The sequence below is a fragment of the uncultured Kocuria sp. genome, from assembly GCF_947500125.1.
Classification (GTDB): domain Bacteria; phylum Actinomycetota; class Actinomycetes; order Actinomycetales; family Micrococcaceae; genus Kocuria.
Window position 1 is genome coordinate 23361 of record NZ_CANMRA010000022.1, and the last position, 19345, is coordinate 42705.

Consider the following 19345-nt stretch of genomic DNA (forward strand, 5'->3'; position numbering starts at 1 on the left):
GACCCATCCTGGCACCGGGGCGCCCGACCCCGCACGATCCCGGAGGTCGGTAGAGTGGAGGCCGTGACTTCCTCCCACCGCACCCCGTACTACATCACCACGGCCATCGCGTACCCCAACGGCACCCCGCACATCGGGCACGCCTACGAGGTCGTCGCGACCGACGTCATGGCCCGGTTCAAGCGGCTGGACGGCTACGACGTCCGCTTCCTGACCGGCACCGACGAGCACGGCCAGAAGATGCAGCAGACCGCGGAGAAGGAGGGCCTCACGGCCCGGGAGCTCGCGGACCGCAACTCGGCGCGCTTCCGCGAGATGGACGACGCCCTGAACATCTCCTACGACCGCTTCATCCGCACCACGGACGCCGACCACTACGCGGCGTCGGCAGCCATCTGGCGGCGGATGGAGGAGGCCGGGGACATCTACCTCGGCAAGTACGCCGGCTGGTACTCCGTGCGCGACGAGGCGTTCTACGGCGAGGACGAGACCGAGGTCCGCGAGGACGGGGTGCGGTGCTCGACGGGCACCGGCACGGAGGTCACCTGGACCGAGGAGGAGTCCTACTTCTTCCGCCTCTCCGCCTACCAGGACCGGCTGCTGGCCCTCTACGAGCAGGAGGGATTCGTCTTCCCCGAGACCCGCCGCAACGAGATCGCCTCTTTCGTGCGCTCGGGCCTGGAGGACCTCTCGATCTCCCGGACCACCTTCGACTGGGGCGTGCCCGTGCCCGGCAACCCGGACCACGTGATGTACGTGTGGGTGGACGCCCTCACCAACTACCTCACCGGGGTGGGCTTCCCGGACACCAACGCCGAGACCTTCCGGCGGTACTGGCCGGCCGACGCCCACGTGATCGGCAAGGACATCGCCCGCTTCCACGCCGTGTACTGGCCGGCGTTCCTGATGTCCGCCGGGCTGCCCCTGCCCAGGCGCGTCTTCGCCCACGGCTTCCTGTTCAACCAGGGCGAGAAGATGTCCAAGTCCGTGGGCAACGTCATCGACCCGCACGCCCTCGTGGCCGAGTACGGCCTGGACCCGCTGCGCTTCTTCCTGCTGCGCGAGGTGCCGTTCGGCCAGGACGGCAGCTACTCGCACGACGGGATCAAGAACCGCATCAACTCCGACCTCGCCAACGACCTCGGCAACCTCGCGCAGCGCTCGCTGTCGATGGTCGCCAAGAACTGCGAGGGGCGGGTCCCCGCGCCGGGCGAGCTCACGGCCGAGGACCGCGCGATGCTCGCCGCCGCGGCCGGGCTCTACGAGCCGGTGCGCGCCGAGTTCGAGGAGCAGCAGTTCCACCGGGCGCTCGAGCGGATCTGGCGGGTGGTCGCCGAGGCCAACCGGTACTTCACCGCCATGGAGCCCTGGAAGCTGCGCAAGACCGACGCGGCGCGGATGGCCACCGTGCTCTGGGTGACGCTCGAGGTGGTGCGGGTGGTCGGCGTCCTCGTGCAGCCGGTGATGCCGGACGCCGCCGCCCGGCTGCTCGACGTGCTCGGCCAGGAGCAGGGCGAGGCCCGGCTGTTCACCGCCCTGGGCACGCCCCTCGTCGCCGGCACGGAGCTGCCCCCGCCCGCGCCGGTGTTCCCGCGCTACGAGGAGCCCGCCGCGCTGCAGGCCTGAGCCGACCGCTCCGTCCACGATGTGAGACGTCCGTCCACTCCGTGGTCGGACGGCTCGTGGTGCTCCTATCCTGGGGCCATGAGCCAGCCGACAGCCGCAGCAGCCCCCGCCCACCTGAAGATCGCCCTCGTGCCCGGTGACGGCATCGGCCCCGAGGTCGTGGCCGAGGCGGAGAAGGTCCTCGACGCCGTGACCGCCGCGGCCGGCGTCACCGTGCAGAAGCAGGAGTTCGGTCTCGGCGCCCAGCACTGGCTGGAGACGGGGGAGACCCTCACCGACCGGACGCTGGCCGAGCTGCGCGCCTTCGACGCCATCCTGTTCGGGGCCGTCGGAGCGGCCCCTGACGACCGGCGGGTCCCGTCCGGGATCATCGAGCGCGACGTGCTGCTGAAGATGCGCTTCAGCCTCGACCACTTCGTCAACCTCCGCCCGTCCAAGCTCTTCCCCGGCACCACCAGCCCGCTGGCGGCCCCCGGGGACATCGACTTCGTGGTGGTGCGCGAGGGCACCGAGGGCCCCTACGCCGGCAACGGCGGGGTGCTGCGCGGCGGCACCGACGCCGAGATCGCCACGGAGGTCTCCCTCAACACCGCCTACGGCGTGCGCCGCCTCGTGCGCTACGCCTTCGAGCTCGCCGCCGGGCGGGAGCGCAAGCGGCTCACGCTGGTGCACAAGCACAACGTGCTCGTGAACGCGGGCCGCCTCTACGCCCGCCTCGTCGAGGAGATCGGCGCCGAGTTCCCCGCCGTCACCGTCGACTACCTGCACGTGGACGCGGCCACGATCTTCCTCACGACCGACCCGGCACGCTTCGACGTCATCGTCACCGACAACCTCTTCGGGGACATCCTCACCGACCTCGCCGGGGCGGTGACGGGCGGCATCGGCCTGGCCCCGGCCGGCAACATCAACGCGGACCGCACCGCGCCGTCGATGTTCGAGCCCGTCCACGGCTCCGCCCCTGACATCGCGGGACAGCAGAAGGCGAACCCCGTGGCGGCGATCCTCGCGACCGCCATGATGCTGGACCACCTCGGCCACCCCGGGCCGGCCGCCCGGATCGAGGCCGCGGTGGAGAAGGACCTCGCCGAGCACGGCAACGAGACCCGCACCACCGCCCAGGTGGGCGACGGCGTGCTCGCCGCCCTCGCCTGAGCCGACCCGCCCGTGCTCCGGGGATAGGCTGGGGCACGGAATCAACAGCTGAGCCCCGCGTGCCGGTCGCCACGGGGTCGACCTCGCAGGGAGACGCAGTGACCACACAGCCCACCACCTTCACCCACCACCTCAGCCAGGACCCGGTCCCGGAGGAGGTGCGGGCGGCCATCCTCGCCGATCCGGGCTTCGGCACGAACTTCACCGACCACATGGTGAAGATCGACTGGTTCGGGGACGTCGAGAAGGGCACGGGGCGCTGGAGCGACCCCCGGATCGAGCCGTACGGCCCGCTGGTGCTGGACCCCGCCGCGGCCGTGCTGCACTACGGCCAGGAGATCTTCGAAGGACTCAAGGCCTACCGGCACGCGGACGGCTCGGTGTGGACGTTCCGGGCCGATGCCAACGCGGCCCGGCTCAACCGGTCCGCCCGCCGGCTGGCGCTGCCGGAGCTGCCGGAGCAGGTGTTCCTGGACTCGCTGCGGGAGCTCGTCTCGGTGGACGAGCAGTGGGTGCCGGACGGGGACGGCGAGTCCCTGTACCTGCGCCCGTTCATGATCGCCACGGAGGCGTTCCTGGGCGTGCGCCCGTCCCGGCAGGTGCTGTACTCGGTGATCGCCTCCCCGGCCGGCAACTACTTCGGCGGCCCGGTGAAGCCCGTGGACATCTGGCTGTCCCGCGACTGGGCCCGGGCCGGGCGCGGCGGCACGGGAGCGGCCAAGTGCGGCGGCAACTACGCCGCCTCCCTGATCGCCCAGATGGAGGGCGACGCCCACGGGTGCCAGCAGGTGATGTTCCTGGACCGCGACCGCGGGGACGCCGTCGAGGAGCTGGGCGGCATGAACGTGTTCTTCGTCTACGAGGACGGCCGCCTCGTGACGCCCGAGCTCACCGGCACGATCCTCGAGGGCGTCACCCGCCGCTCGATCATCCAGCTCGCCGAGGACCGCGGGATGAGCGTCGAGGAGCGCCGCTTCACCCTCGACGAGTGGCGCGAGGGCTGGCAGGCCGGGACCATCACCGAGGCGTTCGCGTGCGGGACCGCCGCCGTCATCACGCCCATCGGCCGGCTCGTCTCCACCGAGGAGACCATCGGGGACGAGGGGGCCCGGCCCGGCGAGGTCACCATGGACATCCGCAAGCAGCTCCTGGAGATCCAGACCGGCCGCGCCGAGGACCCGCACGGCTGGCTGACCCGCCTGGTCTGAGCTCCCGCGGCCCCCGGCGGCGCCAACGGGGGCCGCGCGTCCTCCCGCAGGCCGTGGGATAGCCTGGTCCCATGCGAATTGCCAGGTTCACGGTCGACAACGAGATCCACTTCGGCGCGGTGCAGGGCGCCGCCGGCGAGGAGACGGTCACCGTCCTCGCGGGCGACCCCTTCTACACCGGGATCAACCCCACCCAGCAGCGCCACGACATCGCCGACGTCCGCCTCCTGGCCCCCGTGATCCCGCGCTCCAAGATCGTGTGCGTCGGCCGCAACTACGCCGACCACGCGGCGGAGCTAGGCAACGAGCTGCCTACCTCTCCGATGCTGTTCTTCAAGCCCAACACCTCCGTGGCCGGTCCCGGCGACCCCGTGACCCTGCCCTCGTGGACCGAGCAGGTCTCCTACGAGGGCGAGCTCGCCGTCGTCATCGGGCGGATGTGCAAGGACGTCCCGGTGGAGCGCGTGCCCGAGGTGGTCTTCGGCTACACCGCCGCCAACGACCTCACCGGCCGTGACGTGCAGAAGACCGACGGCCAGTGGGCGCGCGCCAAGGGCTTCGACGGCGCCTGCCCGCTCGGGCCCTGGATCGAGACGGAGCTCGACACCTCCGCCCTCGCCGTGCGCAGCCGCGTCAACGGCGAGACCAAGCAGGACGGCAACACCCGGGACATGGTCTTCGACGTCCCGTTCCTCGTCTCCTACGTCTCCCAGGCGTTCACGCTCCTGCCCGGCGACGTCATCCTCACGGGCACGCCCGCCGGCGTCGGCATCGTCGACGAGGGCGACCGGATCGAGGTGGAGGTCGAGGGCATCGGCGTCCTGCCGACCGTCCTGCGCCGCTGACCTCCCCGAGCCCCGGCGCGCCCCGCCCCACCGCACACCCCCGCCCCGCACCCCGACCGATCCACGGAAGAGCCATGACCGACACGCCCGCCACCCCGGCCACCACCCCCGCCACGTCCTCGCCCGTGCGCGTGCGCTTCTGCCCGTCCCCGACGGGCACCCCGCACGTGGGGCTGATCCGCACCGCCCTGTTCAACTGGGCCCACGCCCGGCACACCGGCGGCACCATGGTCTTCCGCGTCGAGGACACCGACACCCTGCGCGACTCGGAGGAGAGCTACCAGCAGCTGCTCGAGGCGCTGGCCTGGCTCGGGATCGACTGGGACGAGGGCGTCGAGACCGGCGGCCCGCACGCCCCGTACCGGCAGTCGCAGCGCCTCGACGTCTACCGGGACGTGGCCACCCGGCTCCGGGAGCACGGGGCCGTCTACGAGGCCTACTCCACCCCGGAGGAGGTCGAGGCCCGCCACCGCGCGGCCGGCCGCGACCCCAAGCTCGGCTACGACAACTTCGACCGCGACCTCACCGAGGAGCAGATCGCTGCGTTCCGCGCCGAGGGCCGGGAGCCCGTGCTGCGGCTGCGGATGCCGGACGAGGACATCGTGGTCCAAGACATGATCCGCGGCGAGATCGTCTTCCGGGCCGGGTCCATCCCGGACTACGTGGTGGTGCGCGCCAACGGCCAGCCGCTGTACACCCTCACCAACCCCGTGGACGACGCCCTCATGGAGATCACCCACGTGCTGCGCGGCGAGGACCTGCTCTCCTCGACGCCGCGCCAGATCGCCCTGTTCCGCGTGCTGGTGGAGATCGGCTTCGCGAAGTACGTGCCCGAATACGGCCACCTGCCCTACGTCATGGGCGAGGGCAACAAGAAGCTGTCGAAGCGCGACCCCGAGTCCAGCCTCTTCCACCTCAAGGACAGCGGGTTCATCCCCGAGGGCCTGCTCAACTACCTGGCCCTGCTGGGCTGGTCCCTGTCCGCGGACGAGGACGTCTTCACCGTGGAGCAGCTCGTGGAGCACTTCGACGTCCACGACGTCCTGGCCAACCCCGCGCGGTTCGACCTCAAGAAGGCCACCGCGATCAACGGCACCCACGTCCGCAGGCTCGGCCCCGAGGACTTCCGCGACCGGCTCGTCCCGTACCTGCAGGCCGGCGGCGTGCTGGGGGAGACCCTCGACGAGCGCGAGCGGGAGATCCTCGACCGGGCGGCGCCGCTGGTCCAGGAGCGGATGAACCTGCTCGGCGAGGCCCCCGAGCTGCTGTCCTTCCTCTTCGCCGGCGACGACGAGATCGAGGTCGCCGACGACGCCCGCAAGCAGCTCAAGGACTCCGCCGGCGAGGTCCTCCGGGCCGCGCTCGCCGCCCTGGAGCCGCTCGAGGAGTGGAGCTCCGCGGCGCTCGAGGCAGCGCTGCGCGAGGCCATCGTCGACGGGCTGGGCATCAAGCCGCGCCTGGCCTTCGGCCCCGTCCGCACCGCCGTGTCCGGGCGGCGGATCTCCCCGCCGCTGTTCGAGTCCCTCGAGATCCTCGGCAAGGACTCCTCCCTGACCCGCCTGTGCGCACTCGCCGCCCAGCTCGGCTGAGCGCCCGCCCGGACGACGACGGTCCGGCGCACCTCCTGCGGGCGGTGGGCCGGACCGTCGTCGTCGTGGACGTCATCTGCGCGCACCGGCTCGCTCCGGCGTAGCCTGGAGCACGGGGGCGATCACCATGGACCGGACCGACGACCAGATCGACGCGATGCGCGCGGGGCGCCCGCAGCACCGCAATCCCGTGCAGCGGGACGCCGTCACGTGGCTGCGGACCGGCGCCGAGACGGGGGGCGAGCACGCCCTGCTGCACGTCGAGGTGGATCCCGGGGGAGAGGTGCTCGCCCACTACCACCGCCGGTTCGGGATGCGACTGAGAGTCATCGAGGGCGCGCTGCGGGTGCAGGTCGGCCACGTCGTGCGCGACCTCGGCGCCGGGGGAGAGGTCGAGGTGCCCCAGGACCACCTGTTCCGCTGGAAGAACACGGCCGGGGCACCGGCCCGGTTCGTGGTCGAGGTGCGTCCTGCCCACGAGGGCTTCGAGAAGGGTCTGGTGGTCCTGTACGGGCTCGCCCGGGACGGGCGGGTCCGGCGGGACGGCCGGCCCCGGAGCCTGCTGCGCACGGCCCTGCTCGTCCAGTGGACCGACATCAACCTGCCCGGGCTCTACCGCTGGCTCGGACCGGTCCTCCGGGTGCTGGCGGGGATCGCCCGTCGCCGGGGGATCGACCGCGAGCTCGAGGAGCGCTACGGCGGCTGAGCCCGATTTGCCGCCCCGCCGGAAGGCCGGTATAGTTTTCTTGCGTTGCGCCGGTCGCCGCGGGAAACCGCCGGGCCGGGGACGACAGTGGGATATGGTGTAATTGGCAACACTACGGTTTCTGGTACCGTCATTCTAGGTTCGAGTCCTGGTATCCCAGCACTGCTCCATCGGATCAGTACGGCCCCATCGTATAGCGGCCTAGTACGCCGCCCTCTCACGGCGGTAACGCGGGTTCGAATCCCGCTGGGGTCACCACCGCTGAACACCCCCGGACCGTGTGGTCCGGGGGTGTTCTCGTGTCCGCTCTCCGGAGGGCGCGCGGGCGTCCGGAGCACGGCCGCGGACCTGGTACAGTGTACGAGGCCGGTCGCGGGAAGCCGCGGACCGGTTCGGCAGGGCCCCATCGTATAGCGGCCTAGTACGCCGCCCTCTCACGGCGGTAACGCGGGTTCGAATCCCGCTGGGGTCACCACGAGAGAAGTCCCCCGGACCGCACGGTCCGGGGGACTTCGTCGTCCCCGCACCACCGCAGGCACTAAGCAGGCTTACATTGTCCCGCCCGCACTGCTACGTTGGCAGGGCGGCACGGACCGTCGCCGCGACCGTCCCCGGCACGAGGGAGCGCAGGATGAACGAGAGCTACGACGTGGTCGTCGCCGGCGGGGGTCCGGCGGGCCTCGCGGGAGCGCTGTGCCTGGCCCGTGCCCGGCGCACCGTCCTCGTGGTGGACGCCGGGGCCCCGCGCAACGACCCGGCCGAGCACGTGCACAACTACCTCGGCCGGGACGGCGACGCCCCGGGAGCGCTGCTCGCCGACGGGCGGGCCGAGATCGCCCGCTACGGGGCCGACGTCGTCGACGGCACCGTGGCCTCCGCGCGCGCCGCGGGGGAGGGCCCCGGGGACGTGCGGTTCGTCCTGACCCTCGAGGACGGACGGTCCGTGCGGGCGCGCCGGGTGCTGATCACCACCGGTCTGACCGACGAGCTGCCGGACCTCCCCGGCCTGGCGCAGGGGTGGGGACGCGACGTGATCCACTGCCCCTACTGCCACGGCTGGGAGTGGCGCGACGAGCCGTTGGCGGTCCTGGGCACGGGTCCCACGGGGGTGCAGCAGGCGCAGCTGTTCCGGCAGTGGAGCCACGACGTCACGTTCGTGCAGCACACCGCCCCGGATCCCGACGACGACGAACGGGCGCAGCTGTCGGCTCTGGGCATCGCGTGCGTGGCGGGCGAGGTGGCGCGCGTGGAGGTGTCCGGGGACCGGATCGCCGGGCTGCGGCTCGCGTCCGGGGACCTGGTGCCGTGCCGGGCCGTGGTGGTCGTGCCGCGGTTCACGGTCCGCTCCGGCCTCATCGACTCCCTGGGGCTGCGCACGGCCGAGGAGGAGGAGAAGGGGCACGCGGTCGGCAGCTGCGTGCCCTCCGCGCCCACGGGCGGCACGGACGTGCCGGGGGTCTACGTGGCGGGCAACGTCACCGACCTCCACGCCCAGGTCCTCGCGGCGGCGGCCGCGGGGCTGAAGACCGGCACGGCCGTCAACACGGATCTGCTGGCCGAGGACCTCGACCGTGCGCTGACCGCACACGGTCCGACGGCACCGGGCCGATAGGCCGTTCCCGGCGGCACCCCCGGCGGGCAGCGGATGCCTGTCCGTGCCCGGATCCGCGCGCGGGTGCGGCCGAGCCGCCGCTCCGGGGGGCGCCGTCGTCAGGGACGGGCGCCCCCGAGGGGAGCCGGCCGCGACGCCGTGGAGGCGGAGCGTGGGGAACGGATCGGTGGGCCCCGCCGGCCCCGGGTCCTCCCCGGGGCCGGCGGGGCCGGGACCGGATCAGGCCAGCGAGGCGTCCAGGGTGATGTCCACGGACAGTGCCTGCGAGACCGGGCAGCCGGACTTGGCCTCCTCGGCGATGCGCGCGAAGTCCTCCTGGGAGATGTTCTCCACCTGCGCCTCGACGATCAGCCTGACCCCCTTGATGCCCTCGCCCGCCACGAAGGTGACCTCGGCGGAGGAGTCCAGGCGGGTGGGCGGGGTGTCGTTCTGGGCGAGCATGTTGGAGAACGCCATGGCGTAGCAGGTGGCGTGCGCGGAGGCCAGGAGCTCCTCGGGGCTCGTCCGGGGCCCGGCGCCGCTCTCCGCGCGCGTGTCCCAGTCCACCTCGAAGGGGCCCAGGCCCGAGCCGCCCAGGCTGGTGGTGCCCGAGCCGTTGAAGAGATCGCCGGTCCAGACGGTGCTGGCCTTGCTGACGACGGGTTTCGGCATAGTTCCTCCTGAGGTCCACGGCAGGCAGGCGCTCCGCCTGCCGGCGCCGGGCGGCGCTGCTGTCACGCTAACGGATCCGGCGCGGCGTAGGACCGGCCGGGGCCGTGTTGCGGTGCTCAGTGCGCCGCGGAGGACCACCGCAAGCGCTACCCGAGGGGCTTCCGCGGGGTGTCCGGGCCGCGGGGGGTCCCGCGGTCGGCGACGGCGCGGGTGGTCGCGTGCGCTGCCGCGGACACCACCCGCTCCAGCGGGCCCCTCCCGAACGCGTGCCGCCAGGCGAGCGCCACGAGAGCGGAGACGACGAGGCAGGCGAGGAACCAGAGCAGGGGACTGCTGTAGTGGACCTCGGTGGAGAGCAGGACCAGCTGGGCCGTGTACAGGGTCAGGGTCATCGCTCCCATGGCCGTGAGCGGCAGCAGCCACTTGCCGAACTCGCGCCCGACGAGCAGGAGGGCGCCGAGCACGGCCATGCTCACGCCGAGGCTCCACGCCACCGAGAGGGGCGTGTTGGCGTGCGGGGCGGAGAGCGCCTGCCACCACAGGGAGGAGGTCGGCAGCGGTCCGTCGCCGCCGAACACGATGATGTGGTCCAGGTCCGCCCGGGTCAGGGAGACGATGCTGTAGAGCAGGACGTTGTAGCCGTCCATGCCGTAGAGGAGCACCCAGGAGACGAGCTTGGCGAGGGCCCCGAGGCCCAGCCCCACCGCCAGCAGCCGGGACTGCAGGCGCAGGCTCTTGAGGTTGAGCCGGCCGAGCGCCAGTCCGGCCAGCAGGTACGCCATGTACGTCACGGCCGGGTACGTGCCGGTCAGCGTCAGCTGCCAGAACAGCCCGGCCGGTTCGGTGACCACCTGCGCGAAGGTCGGGTTGACGGCGCTGTGCTCGGGGACCAGATCGCCCAGCCAGTGGATCAGGAAGGGCCCGAGGAGCAGGAAGGCCCCGGAGCACAGGAACAGGGTCCGCGCGCGCAGGCCGAGGAAGGGCAGCGCGAGCAGGAAGAAGAGCCCGTAGTGGACCAGGATGCTGACGGCCGGCGGGTCCTCCGGCATCAGGTAGGCCACGGTCAGGCCGACCGTCATGATCAGCAGCGCGCGCACCGCCATCCCGGCGCGGGCGGCGGTGAGGTCCCGGCCCCGGCGGGGCCTGCGCCCGCCGGTGGAGAAGGCGAGGCTGACCCCGGCGAGCAGGGCGAACAGCGCCGCGGAGTCCCCGGCGAACAGCAGCCAGGACAGCGTCGGCCGGTCGTTGTCGGGGTAGGACTGCGGCAGGAAGTGGACGGCCGTCAGCCCGACGAGAGCCAGTCCCCGCGCGGCGTCCACGGCGACCAGGCGCCCGGCCGACCGGCGGGGGTCGAGCCCGCCGGTGGCCGCCGCGGGCCGGTCTCGCGTGGGGTGGTCGTTCATGGGTCCCGCCGTCCTGTTCCTCATCCCCGGCCCCACGGTGGGCCGCGCTGAAGGATGTCGTGTGCACTGCCGCCAATCTTCGCACCCGTGCCCGTGGTCGCGGCAACGTTGCGCCGGGAGGCTCACCGGGCCGTGCCCGGTGCCGGGCCGGGCGGCCCGGCACCGCGCAGTGCAGCAGCTCGCCCGCGTCCGGCGCGGGGTGTCAGCGGTCGCCCCGGCCGTCCTCGCCCCGGTCCGGCGGAGCGGGGCGGGACGCCCGGAGGGGCTGGAGGGCCGCGAGCTCCGCGGCGGTCGCGGTCCGGAACGGCGGGGCCTGCGCGCACTCCGGCGCCCGCCGCCCCTGGCCGCGGGTGGCGCGCAGGCTCGTCCCGACCGACACGCCGAGAATCACCGTGATCACCGCGAGCGAGAGACCCGTGGGGATGTCGACCAGGTCGACCTTGAGCGTCATCTTGACGCCCACCCACACCAGGACCAGGGCCAGCCCGGCGCGGAGGTGGACGAACCGGTGCATCAGGTCCGCCAGCAGGAAGTACATGGCCCGCAGCCCCAGGACCGCGAAGGAGTTGGCGGTGAAGACGATGAACACGTCGTCGGTGACCGCGAAGACGGCCGGGATGGAGTCGACGGCGAAGACCACGTCGGTCGCCTCGATCAGCACCAGGACCGCCAGCAGCGGCGTGGCCCGCAGCGCCCCGCCGACGCGCACCACCAGCCGCTGCCCGTAGAAGACCTCCGTCATCGGCACGCACCGGCGGAAGAGCCGCAGCACCCTCGACTGATCCGGGTTCAGGCGCGCGTTGCGCTGCCGGAGCATCCGCCACCCGGTGTAGAGGAGGAACGCGGCGAAGAGGTAGAGCACGCCCTCGAAGGCGTGGATCAGCGCCGCGCCCGCGGCGATGAAGCCGGCGCGCAGCACCAGCGCGCCGAAGACGCCCAGGAACAGCACCTGGTGCTGGTAGGCGCGGGGGACGGCGAAGTAGCTGAGGAGGACGGCCCAGACGAAGACGTTGTCCACGGAGAGGGACTTCTCGATCAGGTACCCCGCGAAGTACTGCTGTCCCGCCTGCGCCCCGAACAGGACCCAGACGATGACCCCGAATCCCGTCCCGCAGGCCACCCACATCGCGGTCCACACCGCGGCCTCGCGCAGCCCGATCGCGTGCGGGCGCCGGTGGGCGAGCAGGTCCACGGCCAGCAGCGCCACGATGCCGCCGACCACCGCGGCCCACCCCCAGAACGGGACGTCCATCGACACCAGCCACCCTCCGGTTCCGGACCGGAGGTCTCTCCCGGCCCGTTCCGGGCCCGCGCGCCGGATCCTGCGAAGGGACCGTCGTGACGACGCTGCGCGGGGGGATACTCCCCTCCTGGAGCCTCCAGCGAACCTCGCCGCGTCCTCCGCGTCAAGAGGCGGCCACGGCCGCCGTGCGCCGGGCCGCCCGACCGGCGCCCGGTGCTACGCTCCGGAGTGAGCCGGGAGTTCCCCGGCGACGACGGCGGGCACTCCCACCGTGCCCGACCGCACCGCTCCAGCCCGTCCCGGATGGTGGTGATCACCGTTATCCCGCACCCGTCCCCCGCAGGGCCCACCGGCCCCACCCGCACCTTCGGCGTGGAGGAGGAGCTGCTCCTCGTGGACGCCGGGACCCTCGAGCCCGCGGCGGTGAGCCGCAGCGTGGTCCGCGACCAGGACGAGCACCCCGCGCGGTCCGGGCACCGGGTCTTCACCGAGCTCCAGCAGGAGCAGATCGAGGTCGCGAGCCCACCGGTGACCGGTCTCGCGGACCAGCTCGCGGCCATCCGCGCAGGCCGGGCACTGCTGGACGCCGCCGCGCGCCGCGCCGGCGCCCGGGTCGTGGCCCTGGCCTCACCGGTGTTCCCGACCCGACCGCACCTCGTGCCGCATCCCCGCTACGAGTGGCTCCGCGAGCGCTTCGGCCTGGTCGCCGACGAGCAGCTGACGTGCGGGCTGCACGTCCACGTGGGGATCTCCGACCGGGGCGAGGGCGTGGCCGTGCTGGACCGGATCCGCGGCTGGCTCCCGGTGCTCCTGGCGCTGAGCGCGAACTCGCCCTTCTGGTACGGCCAGGACACCGGGTACAGCAGCTACCGGTACCAGACGTGGACCCGCTGGCCCACGGCCGGGCCCGACGAGCTGCTGGGCACGCCCCAGGAGTACGACCGCCGGTGCGAGGCCCTGCTGCGCTCCGGGGTGGCCCTGGACCGCGGCATGCTGTACTTCGACGCCAGGCTCTCCGCCCGGTACCCCACCGTGGAGATCCGGGTCGCGGACGTGTGCCTCGATGCCGAGCACGCCGCGGTGCTGGCGGCCCTGGCCCGTGCCCTGGTCGAGACGACCGCCCGGCAGTGGCGGCGCGGTGCCACTGCTCCGCGGACCGGCGTGGGACAGCTGCGCGCGTGGTCCTGGCAGGCCGGCGCCGCCGGGGTCGGCGGCGCGCTGGTCAGCCCGGTCTCCGGCGCGCCCGCGCCCGCCGCGGAGGTCGTGGCCGAGCTGCTCGACCTCGTGCACCCCGTGCTCGCGGAGTGGGGCGAGGCGGAGCAGGTGGAGGCGGTGGTGGCCGGCGTCCTGCGGGACGGGTCCGGGGCCCGGCGGCAGCGCGCGGCCTTCGCGGCGCGGCAGGACCCGCACGACGTCGTGCGCACGGCACTCGAGGCGACCCACCGGTGAGGGCCCGGCGGCACCCCGTGCTCGAGCGGCGTCGTCTCGACGTGGGAGCCTGCACGGTGGTCGTGCGGGGGAGCTTCCACCGGGGGCTGCCCCCGGTCGTCCTCGTGCACGGCATCGGGGTCTCGGGCTCCTACTTCCTGGGCCTGGCGGAGGCGCTCGCGGCCACGCACGACGTCTACGCCCTCGACCTGCCGGGCTACGGGTCCGCGCCGCGACCGGACCGGGCCCTGTCGGTGCCCGAGCTCGGCCGGGTCGTCGCAGGAGCGGTCGCGGCGCTGGGGCTGGAGGCCCCCGTCGTCGTCGGCCACTCCATGGGCTGCCAGATCGTCGTGGACGCCGTCAAGGACCATGCCGGGCTGTGCTCCGGCTACGTGCTGGTGGGACCGACCGTGGACGCCACCGCCCGCACCCTGCTCCGCCAGGCGTGGCGGCTGCTGCGGGACACCCTGCGCGAACCGCCGCGGACCAACGCCCTCATCGTCCGCGACTACCTCCGGATGGGACCGCTCCGCTACCTGCGCACCGCCCGGCACATGCTCCGCGACCGGATCGAGGAGGACATCCGGGGCTGCACGCCCCCCGGACTGGTCGTGCGCGGGGCCCGCGACCCCATCGCCCGGCGGGACTGGGCGCGCCGGCTGGCCCGGGCCGCCCCCGACGCCCGCCTCCTCGAGATCCCCGGCGCCCCGCACAACGTCCAGCACACCGACCCCGGGCAGCTCGCCGCGGCGTGCGCGCCCTTCCTCGCCGCCTGCCGCCCCGGTCCCCGTCCGGCCGGTCCGTCGTGACCGCGCGGCGGCTGGGCGGGGCGGGCGCGGATCTCGCGGCCTGGGCCCGGGACTACGCCTACGCCCTCCGGTGGCAGGCCGCCGGCCTCCTCGGCCGCTGGGACCCCGCCCACTACCGGGCTCCGGGGGAGCCCGGAAAGCTCCCCGTGGTGCTGATCCCCGGCATCTACGAGTCGTGGACCTTCATGCTCCCGGTGGCCGGATTCCTGCGGGAGCACGGCCACGACGTCCACGTGGTGGAGGACCTGAGGTACAACACCGGGACCCTCGAGGAGATGGCGGCGCTGGTCGACGAGCACATCCGGCGCGAGGGGCTCGAGCGCTGCGTGCTGGTGGCGCACAGCAAGGGCGGGCTGATCGGCAAGCACCTCCTGGTCCACCACAACGAGCGCACCGTGATCCAGGGCCTCGTGGCGGTCAACACGCCGTTCTCCGGTTCGGTGCTCGCCCGTCTGCTGCCCCTCCCGACGATCCGGGTGTTCCTGCCCCACTCCCCTGAGCTCACCGCACTGACCACCAGCCGGGAGGTCAACCGGCACATCGTGTCCGTCTACGGCCGGTTCGACCCCCACATCCCGGGCGGCAGCCGGCTCGAGGGGGCGCGCAACGTCCGGCTCGGCACCCGCGGGCACTTCCTGCCCCTGAGTGACCCCCGCGTGCACCGGGCGATCGTCGAGGGGATCGGCGCGCTCGGCCGCTGACCCCGCCGACGGCACCGTGCCGGGCCGGTCCCGGCCGGGACCGGCCCGGCGTCGGAGGCGACTGCTACGCTTCCGCCACCGAGCGCACCGGCAGCGGGACGCCGGGGGGCGGGAGCGACGGACGACGCCGGAGGGACGGGTGGGACCGTGGTCGTGATGGGACTGACGCCCTTCCAGGGCTGGGAGGTGATGTCCTGGGCGCTGCTGCTCGCCGCCGCGGTCTGGACCGCGGCGCGGGGCCTCCGCTGGGTCGTGGGCCGCTACGGGCAGAACACCCGCTGGGGACGCAGGTCGCGCACCCGGCTCGGTCTGCGCCGGGCCCGCGACGGACTGCTGGAGCGCCACGCGGCCGGTGAACTCACCGAGGACGAGTACCGGGAGCGGCTGCGGCTGCTCGAGCAGGAGGGCCGCCCCGGCCCGTGAGCGCCCCGGGTCCGTCCGGCCGGCGGACCCCTCGCACGGTGCCGTTCATGCCTCCGGTCGTGCCGGTCCCCGCCGGTCGTCGTCGCCCAGGGCCTCGGTCCCGCGGACGTCCTCGAGGGCGGACCCGTCCCCGTAGGAGCTCGACGTGATGACGCTGAGCTTGCCGTTGGTCTCGAGCACGACCGCCTCGACCTGGGAGAGGTCACCGGTGCCCTGCATCCGCACGGCCTGGCGCAGCTCCGACTCGGTGAGCCGGTTCCGCCGCATCGCGTCGTGGCGGAACCGTCCCCCGGCCAGCAGCAGCGCGGGTTCGGCGGTGAAGACACCGCGCACCCGCGGCCAGCGCGCGGAGATCCAGGCCACCAGCAGCTGGAGGGCGGCGAGCAGGGCGAGGGCGGTGATCCCCTCGGCCCAGGAGACGTCCGTGCTGAGGAAGATCGTGGCGAGGGTCGAGCCGAGGGCGACCGTGACCACGAAGTCGAAGACGTTGAGCTGGGCGAGGGTGCGCTTGCCGGACAGGCGCAGGATCACGACGAGCGTCGTGTAGGACGCGGCGCCCACGAGGAGGATGCGGAGGATGGCGGACCAGGAGTCAAACCACACGGGGGAACCCCCGCTCCGTCGTGGCCGTCCCGGGGCAGCGCTGCGGGGGACTCATGCGGCGGTCTCCTTCTCTTGTCTCCGCTCCGGCTCCCGGTGCTGGAGCCAGGCGCTCAGCGGGGCCGTGGACAGCCCGTGGACCAGCACGGACAGGGTGATGGCCAGGGTCGTGTACACGAAGATCTCGCGGTGGCCCGTGTGCCGCTCGGCCAGGGTGGCGTAGAACAGGGCGGAGATCCCGATGGGCCCGAACCAGCTCAGGAAGAACGTCTCGGAGCGGTCGTGCACGCCCCGCAGCAGGGGCCGCAGCGCCCACAGGGCGACGAGCCGGCGCAGCAGCACCGCGGCGCCGAGGACCACGGGGGCCGCCCAGCCCAGCCGCGCCCACTCGTCGACCGGCAGCGCCAGGCCCAGCAGGATGAACACCGGCAGCAGGAACAGCCGGGCGACGGCGTCCTGGACCTTGTCCTCCTGCGCCTCGTCGCGCTGCGGGATCACCTGGCCGAAGACGGCGACGGCCACGAAGACGGCCAGCAGGGCGTCGGTGCCCAGCAGCCTGCCGGTCCCCAGCACGAGGAGCGCCAGCGGCACGACGAAGGCCAGGTAGGAGCTCTCCTCCATGAGCCCGTGCCGGCGGACGAGGACGAACAGCCGCCCCAGCAGGAACCCGAGCAGGGCTCCGAAGGCGGCGGCGCCGAGCACCTCCCACAGCAGGACCGTGGTCAGGAGCTCGTGCCAGGCCCGGTCCGGCTCGCTCAGCAGCAGCACCGGGAGGAGCACGAAGAGGTAGGCCAGGCCGTCGTTGATCCCGCTCTCCGCCGAGAGGTTGTGCCGGACCCGCTCCGGGATCCTGTCCTCGGCCAGGGACCCCGTGACGATGGGAGTGGTGACCACCGGATCGGTCGGGGTGAGCACGGCTCCCAGCAGCAGCGCCACGAGGAACGGCACGCCGAGGCCCGCCCACAGCACGCCGGTGGCCACGGCGAGCATGAGGACCATGCCGAGACCGATGACGACCGCGATCCAGCGCGCGTCCCGCCGCCAGTACCCGTGCGGCAGGCGCAGCGCGACCCCCGCCAGACCCACGGCCAGGGTGATCCGCGCCGCCTGCTCGAGCAGCGTGCCCGGGGGCAGGCCGAAGTCCTCGATCCGCACGAGGTCGAGGGCGAAGGGGCCGATCAGCGCGCCGAACGCGAGGGCCAGCACGGGGCCGGGGAGGCTGATCCGCTGCAGCAGCGTCGAGAACGCCGAGAGCAGCAGAACGGCGCCGGCGAAGAGCGCCAGCACCAGGTTGATGTCCATGTGGCTCCTTCCGCCGCCGTCACGGACCGGGCAGGGACCCGGGACGTCCACCGTAACCCTGCTGATGGTGGACGGAGCAAGAGCGGCCCCGGGCGCGGGGCACCGGGTAGGGTCACCGGACGAGGACACGCGCCAAGGGGAACGGAGCGACGACGTGGACGTGCTGATGACAGTGACCGGGATCGCGATCGTCCTGGTCGGCCTGTGGGACATCTACCACAGCCTGCTGCACCCCAGCGGTTCGGGGGCCATCGGCAGCAGGGTGCAGGCCGCCGTCTGGTGGCTCTCGCGGCGCACCGGGCACCGCTTCGGCTCGGCCGTGGGCCCGGGCTCGATGATCACGGTGGTGCTCCTGTGGGTGCTCCTGCAGGGGGTCGGCTGGGCCCTGGTCTACCTGCCGCACGTCCCCGGCGGCTTCGCGTACTCGCCCGGGGTGGACCCGGCCGCCTACCCCGACGTCCTGGACGCGCTCTACATCTCCCTGGTGACGCTGGCGACGCTGGGCTTCGGGGACGTCGTGGCCACCGACCCCTGGATCCGGATGGCGTCCCCGCTGGAGGCGCTGACCGGGTTCGCCCTGCTCACCGCGGCCCTGACGTGGTTCACCCAGATCTACCCGCCCCTGTCCCGCCGGCGGTCCCTCGCGCTCGAGCTGAAGTCCCTCGCCGACGTGGACTACGCGGAGGGCCTCGCGGACGAGGACCCGGTGACGGCGACCCGCGTGCTGGACGGCCTGGCCGCCGAGGTGACCAAGGCCCGGATCGACTTCACGCAGCACGGTGAGACGTACTACTTCCAGGAGGAGGACCCGGACCTCTCCCTGGCCCGGCACCTGACCTACGCGCTCGAGCTGCGCGACCGCGCCGCCGCGTGCTCCGCGCCGCGGGTGCGCACGAGCGCCCGCCGGCTGGGACTGGCCCTGGATCAGCTGGGGCAGAAGCTGCGGGAGGACTTCCTCAGCACGGGGGAGACCCCCGAGGAGGTCTTCGCCGCGTACGCCGAGGACCACGGGCGCGAGCCCCGCCGCTGAGACCGCACGGGGAATACGCCCCCGGTGCCGCCGGTTGCGCCGAGCATGAAGGCATTGACGTACGCCCGCTACGGCGGCCCCGAAGTTCTCGAGCTCACCGACCTCCCCGAGCCCAAGGTCCCCCCGGGCTGGGTGCTCGTGAAGGTGCGCAGCGCCGCGATCAACCCCGTGGACCGGATCATCATGTCCGGCGGCCTCGATCCGCTCATGGAGGTCCAGTTCCCGGTGGTGCCCGGGTGGGACGTGTCCGGGGTCGTGGAGGCCGTCGGCATCGACGTGCCCGAGTGGGCCCCCGGCGACGAGGTGATCTCCTACGCCCGCACGGACTGGGTGCACGGCGGCACGATGGCCGAGTACGTCGCCCTGCCCTCCCGGCTGCTCGCGCCGAAGCCCGCCGCCGTGGACTGGGACCGGGCGGCCGCTCTGCCGCTGGCCGGGCTCACGGCCTACCAGCTCCTCGGCCGTCTGGAGGTCGCCGCGGGGGACACCGTGCTCGTGCACAACGCCTCCGGGGGCGTGGGCGGCTACGCCGTGCAGCTCGCCGTGGCCCGCGGCGCCCGCGTGATCGGCACGGCGTCGGAGGCCAACCACGACTACCTGCGCGGTCTCGGCGCGGAGCCCGTGGCCTACGGGGACGGGCTGCCCGAGCGGGTCCGGGAGCTGGCCCCCGACGGCGTGGACGTCGTGGCCGACCTCGTGGGCGGGGTCGTCGAGCAGACGCTCGCCGTCCTGAAGGACGGCGGACGGCACGCCTCCGTGGCCGACGACGCCGTCGAGGCCCACGGCGGGACGTGGATGTGGGTGCGTCCCTCCGCCGAGGACCTCACCGAGCTGGGCCGGCTGGTGGACCGGGGCGCGCTCCGGATCGAGCTCGCCCGCAGCGTGCCGCTGGCCGAGGCCGTGGAGGCCTACCGGCTCAGCCAGGAGGGGCACGTCCGCGGCAAGATCGCCGTCCGCATGGCGTGAGCCCCGGCGCCCGGCGGCGCGTAGGTGCACAGCAGGCTGACTGGCACA

Annotated in this window: 18 protein-coding genes and 3 tRNA genes; 16 read left to right on the forward strand and 5 right to left on the reverse strand. The window is 73.4% G+C overall.

All coding sequences use genetic code 11. The annotated features are described in order from the left end of the window. The first annotated feature begins 63 nt into the window (after window positions 1-63). From metG to Q0817_RS14050, 10 genes are all read left to right on the forward strand, one after another. A complete protein-coding gene (gene metG, locus Q0817_RS14005) occupies window positions 64-1626 on the forward strand; it encodes a methionine--tRNA ligase (RefSeq protein ID WP_298589347.1) in 1563 nt (520 codons plus the stop codon). A 78-nt stretch (window positions 1627-1704) separates the two neighbouring features. After that, window positions 1705-2781, forward strand: coding sequence for a 3-isopropylmalate dehydrogenase (locus tag Q0817_RS14010; protein ID WP_298589350.1), 1077 nt, complete (start codon window positions 1705-1707; stop codon window positions 2779-2781). A 98-nt stretch (window positions 2782-2879) separates the two neighbouring features. Further along, window positions 2880-3989 (forward strand): branched-chain amino acid aminotransferase, encoded by a 1110-nt coding sequence (locus tag Q0817_RS14015; RefSeq protein ID WP_298589354.1) that lies wholly within the window; start codon window positions 2880-2882, stop codon window positions 3987-3989. 71 nt (window positions 3990-4060) lie between these two features. Beyond that, a complete protein-coding gene (locus Q0817_RS14020) occupies window positions 4061-4834 on the forward strand; it encodes a fumarylacetoacetate hydrolase family protein (RefSeq protein WP_298589357.1) in 774 nt (257 codons plus the stop codon). 74 nt (window positions 4835-4908) lie between these two features. Next, window positions 4909-6423, forward strand: a complete 1515-nt coding sequence (gene gltX, locus Q0817_RS14025; RefSeq protein WP_298589361.1) for a glutamate--tRNA ligase — start codon at window positions 4909-4911, stop codon at window positions 6421-6423. Between the two features lie 127 nt (window positions 6424-6550). Further along, window positions 6551-7129: a cupin domain-containing protein gene (locus tag Q0817_RS14030; RefSeq protein WP_298589364.1), complete on the forward strand. Its 579-nt coding sequence runs from the start codon at window positions 6551-6553 to the stop codon at window positions 7127-7129. Window positions 7130-7217: 88 nt separating this feature from the next. Beyond that, window positions 7218-7289: transfer RNA gene (locus Q0817_RS14035), tRNA-Gln, on the forward strand. Window positions 7290-7311: 22 nt separating this feature from the next. Further along, window positions 7312-7387 (forward strand) — tRNA-Glu (locus tag Q0817_RS14040). A gap of 141 nt (window positions 7388-7528) precedes the next feature. Continuing rightward, window positions 7529-7604, forward strand: a tRNA-Glu gene (locus Q0817_RS14045). A gap of 156 nt (window positions 7605-7760) precedes the next feature. Next, on the forward strand, window positions 7761-8741 hold the full coding sequence (locus tag Q0817_RS14050; RefSeq protein ID WP_298589367.1) for an NAD(P)/FAD-dependent oxidoreductase: 981 nt from the start codon (window positions 7761-7763) through the stop codon (window positions 8739-8741). Window positions 8742-8960: 219 nt separating this feature from the next. On the opposite strand, the gene Q0817_RS14055 is transcribed toward Q0817_RS14050, so the two are convergent. From Q0817_RS14055 to Q0817_RS14065, 3 genes are all read right to left on the reverse strand, one after another. Beyond that, entirely contained in the window at window positions 8961-9392 is a 432-nt protein-coding gene (locus tag Q0817_RS14055; RefSeq protein WP_298589370.1) for an OsmC family peroxiredoxin, read from the reverse strand. A 146-nt stretch (window positions 9393-9538) separates the two neighbouring features. Continuing rightward, window positions 9539-10795 (reverse strand): heparan-alpha-glucosaminide N-acetyltransferase domain-containing protein, encoded by a 1257-nt coding sequence (locus Q0817_RS14060; protein ID WP_298589373.1) that lies wholly within the window; start codon window positions 10793-10795, stop codon window positions 9539-9541. A gap of 202 nt (window positions 10796-10997) precedes the next feature. Further along, window positions 10998-12047: a TerC family protein gene (locus tag Q0817_RS14065; protein ID WP_298589468.1), complete on the reverse strand. Its 1050-nt coding sequence runs from the start codon at window positions 12045-12047 to the stop codon at window positions 10998-11000. Window positions 12048-12347: 300 nt separating this feature from the next. Here Q0817_RS14065 and Q0817_RS14070 point away from each other — a divergent pair, with 300 nt between their 5' ends. From Q0817_RS14070 to Q0817_RS14085, 4 genes are all read left to right on the forward strand, one after another. Continuing rightward, window positions 12348-13487 carry a glutamate--cysteine ligase gene (locus tag Q0817_RS14070; RefSeq protein ID WP_298589376.1) on the forward strand — a complete coding sequence of 380 codons (1140 nt, stop codon included), beginning with the start codon at window positions 12348-12350 and terminating at the stop codon, window positions 13485-13487. Further along, window positions 13484-14275 carry an alpha/beta fold hydrolase gene (locus Q0817_RS14075; protein WP_298589379.1) on the forward strand — a complete coding sequence of 264 codons (792 nt, stop codon included), beginning with the start codon at window positions 13484-13486 and terminating at the stop codon, window positions 14273-14275. The genes Q0817_RS14070 and Q0817_RS14075 overlap by 4 nt, the downstream gene beginning before the upstream one ends. After that, on the forward strand, window positions 14272-14976 hold the full coding sequence (locus Q0817_RS14080; protein WP_298589382.1) for a triacylglycerol lipase: 705 nt from the start codon (window positions 14272-14274) through the stop codon (window positions 14974-14976). Before Q0817_RS14075 ends, Q0817_RS14080 begins: the two co-directional genes overlap by 4 nt. Before the next feature lie 156 nt (window positions 14977-15132). After that, complete coding sequence (locus Q0817_RS14085) at window positions 15133-15399, forward strand: SHOCT domain-containing protein (RefSeq protein ID WP_298589385.1); 267 nt, start codon at window positions 15133-15135, stop codon at window positions 15397-15399. A 45-nt stretch (window positions 15400-15444) separates the two neighbouring features. Here the strand turns inward: Q0817_RS14085 and Q0817_RS14090 are convergent, their stop codons facing one another. Both Q0817_RS14090 and Q0817_RS14095 read right to left on the reverse strand, forming a co-directional pair. Beyond that, entirely contained in the window at window positions 15445-16002 is a 558-nt protein-coding gene (locus Q0817_RS14090; RefSeq protein WP_298589388.1) for a DUF421 domain-containing protein, read from the reverse strand. Between the two features lie 51 nt (window positions 16003-16053). Continuing rightward, window positions 16054-17301, reverse strand: a complete 1248-nt coding sequence (locus Q0817_RS14095; RefSeq protein ID WP_298589390.1) for a cation:proton antiporter — start codon at window positions 17299-17301, stop codon at window positions 16054-16056. A gap of 166 nt (window positions 17302-17467) precedes the next feature. Here Q0817_RS14095 and Q0817_RS14100 point away from each other — a divergent pair, with 166 nt between their 5' ends. Continuing rightward, window positions 17468-18331: a potassium channel family protein gene (locus tag Q0817_RS14100; RefSeq protein WP_298589393.1), complete on the forward strand. Its 864-nt coding sequence runs from the start codon at window positions 17468-17470 to the stop codon at window positions 18329-18331. Between the two features lie 45 nt (window positions 18332-18376). Continuing rightward, window positions 18377-19297 (forward strand): NADP-dependent oxidoreductase, encoded by a 921-nt coding sequence (locus tag Q0817_RS14105; RefSeq protein WP_298589396.1) that lies wholly within the window; start codon window positions 18377-18379, stop codon window positions 19295-19297. Window positions 19298-19345 lie beyond the last annotated feature (48 nt).

Coding starts and splice junctions, on each gene's coding strand:
- Q0817_RS14010 (WP_298589350.1), top strand. CDS start 1,705: ATGAGCCAGCCGACAGCCGCAGCAGCCCCCGCCCACCTGAAGATCGCC.
- Q0817_RS14020 (WP_298589357.1), top strand. CDS start 4,061: ATGCGAATTGCCAGGTTCACGGTCGACAACGAGATCCACTTCGGCGCG.
- gltX (WP_298589361.1), top strand. CDS start 4,909: ATGACCGACACGCCCGCCACCCCGGCCACCACCCCCGCCACGTCCTCG.
- Q0817_RS14030 (WP_298589364.1), top strand. CDS start 6,551: ATGGACCGGACCGACGACCAGATCGACGCGATGCGCGCGGGGCGCCCG.
- Q0817_RS14050 (WP_298589367.1), top strand. CDS start 7,761: ATGAACGAGAGCTACGACGTGGTCGTCGCCGGCGGGGGTCCGGCGGGC.
- Q0817_RS14055 (WP_298589370.1), bottom strand. CDS start 9,392: ATGCCGAAACCCGTCGTCAGCAAGGCCAGCACCGTCTGGACCGGCGAT.
- Q0817_RS14060 (WP_298589373.1), bottom strand. CDS start 10,795: ATGAACGACCACCCCACGCGAGACCGGCCCGCGGCGGCCACCGGCGGG.
- Q0817_RS14065 (WP_298589468.1), bottom strand. CDS start 12,047: ATGGACGTCCCGTTCTGGGGGTGGGCCGCGGTGGTCGGCGGCATCGTG.
- Q0817_RS14085 (WP_298589385.1), top strand. CDS start 15,133: ATGGGACTGACGCCCTTCCAGGGCTGGGAGGTGATGTCCTGGGCGCTG.
- Q0817_RS14095 (WP_298589390.1), bottom strand. CDS start 17,301: ATGGACATCAACCTGGTGCTGGCGCTCTTCGCCGGCGCCGTTCTGCTG.
- Q0817_RS14100 (WP_298589393.1), top strand. CDS start 17,468: ATGACAGTGACCGGGATCGCGATCGTCCTGGTCGGCCTGTGGGACATC.
- Q0817_RS14105 (WP_298589396.1), top strand. CDS start 18,377: ATGAAGGCATTGACGTACGCCCGCTACGGCGGCCCCGAAGTTCTCGAG.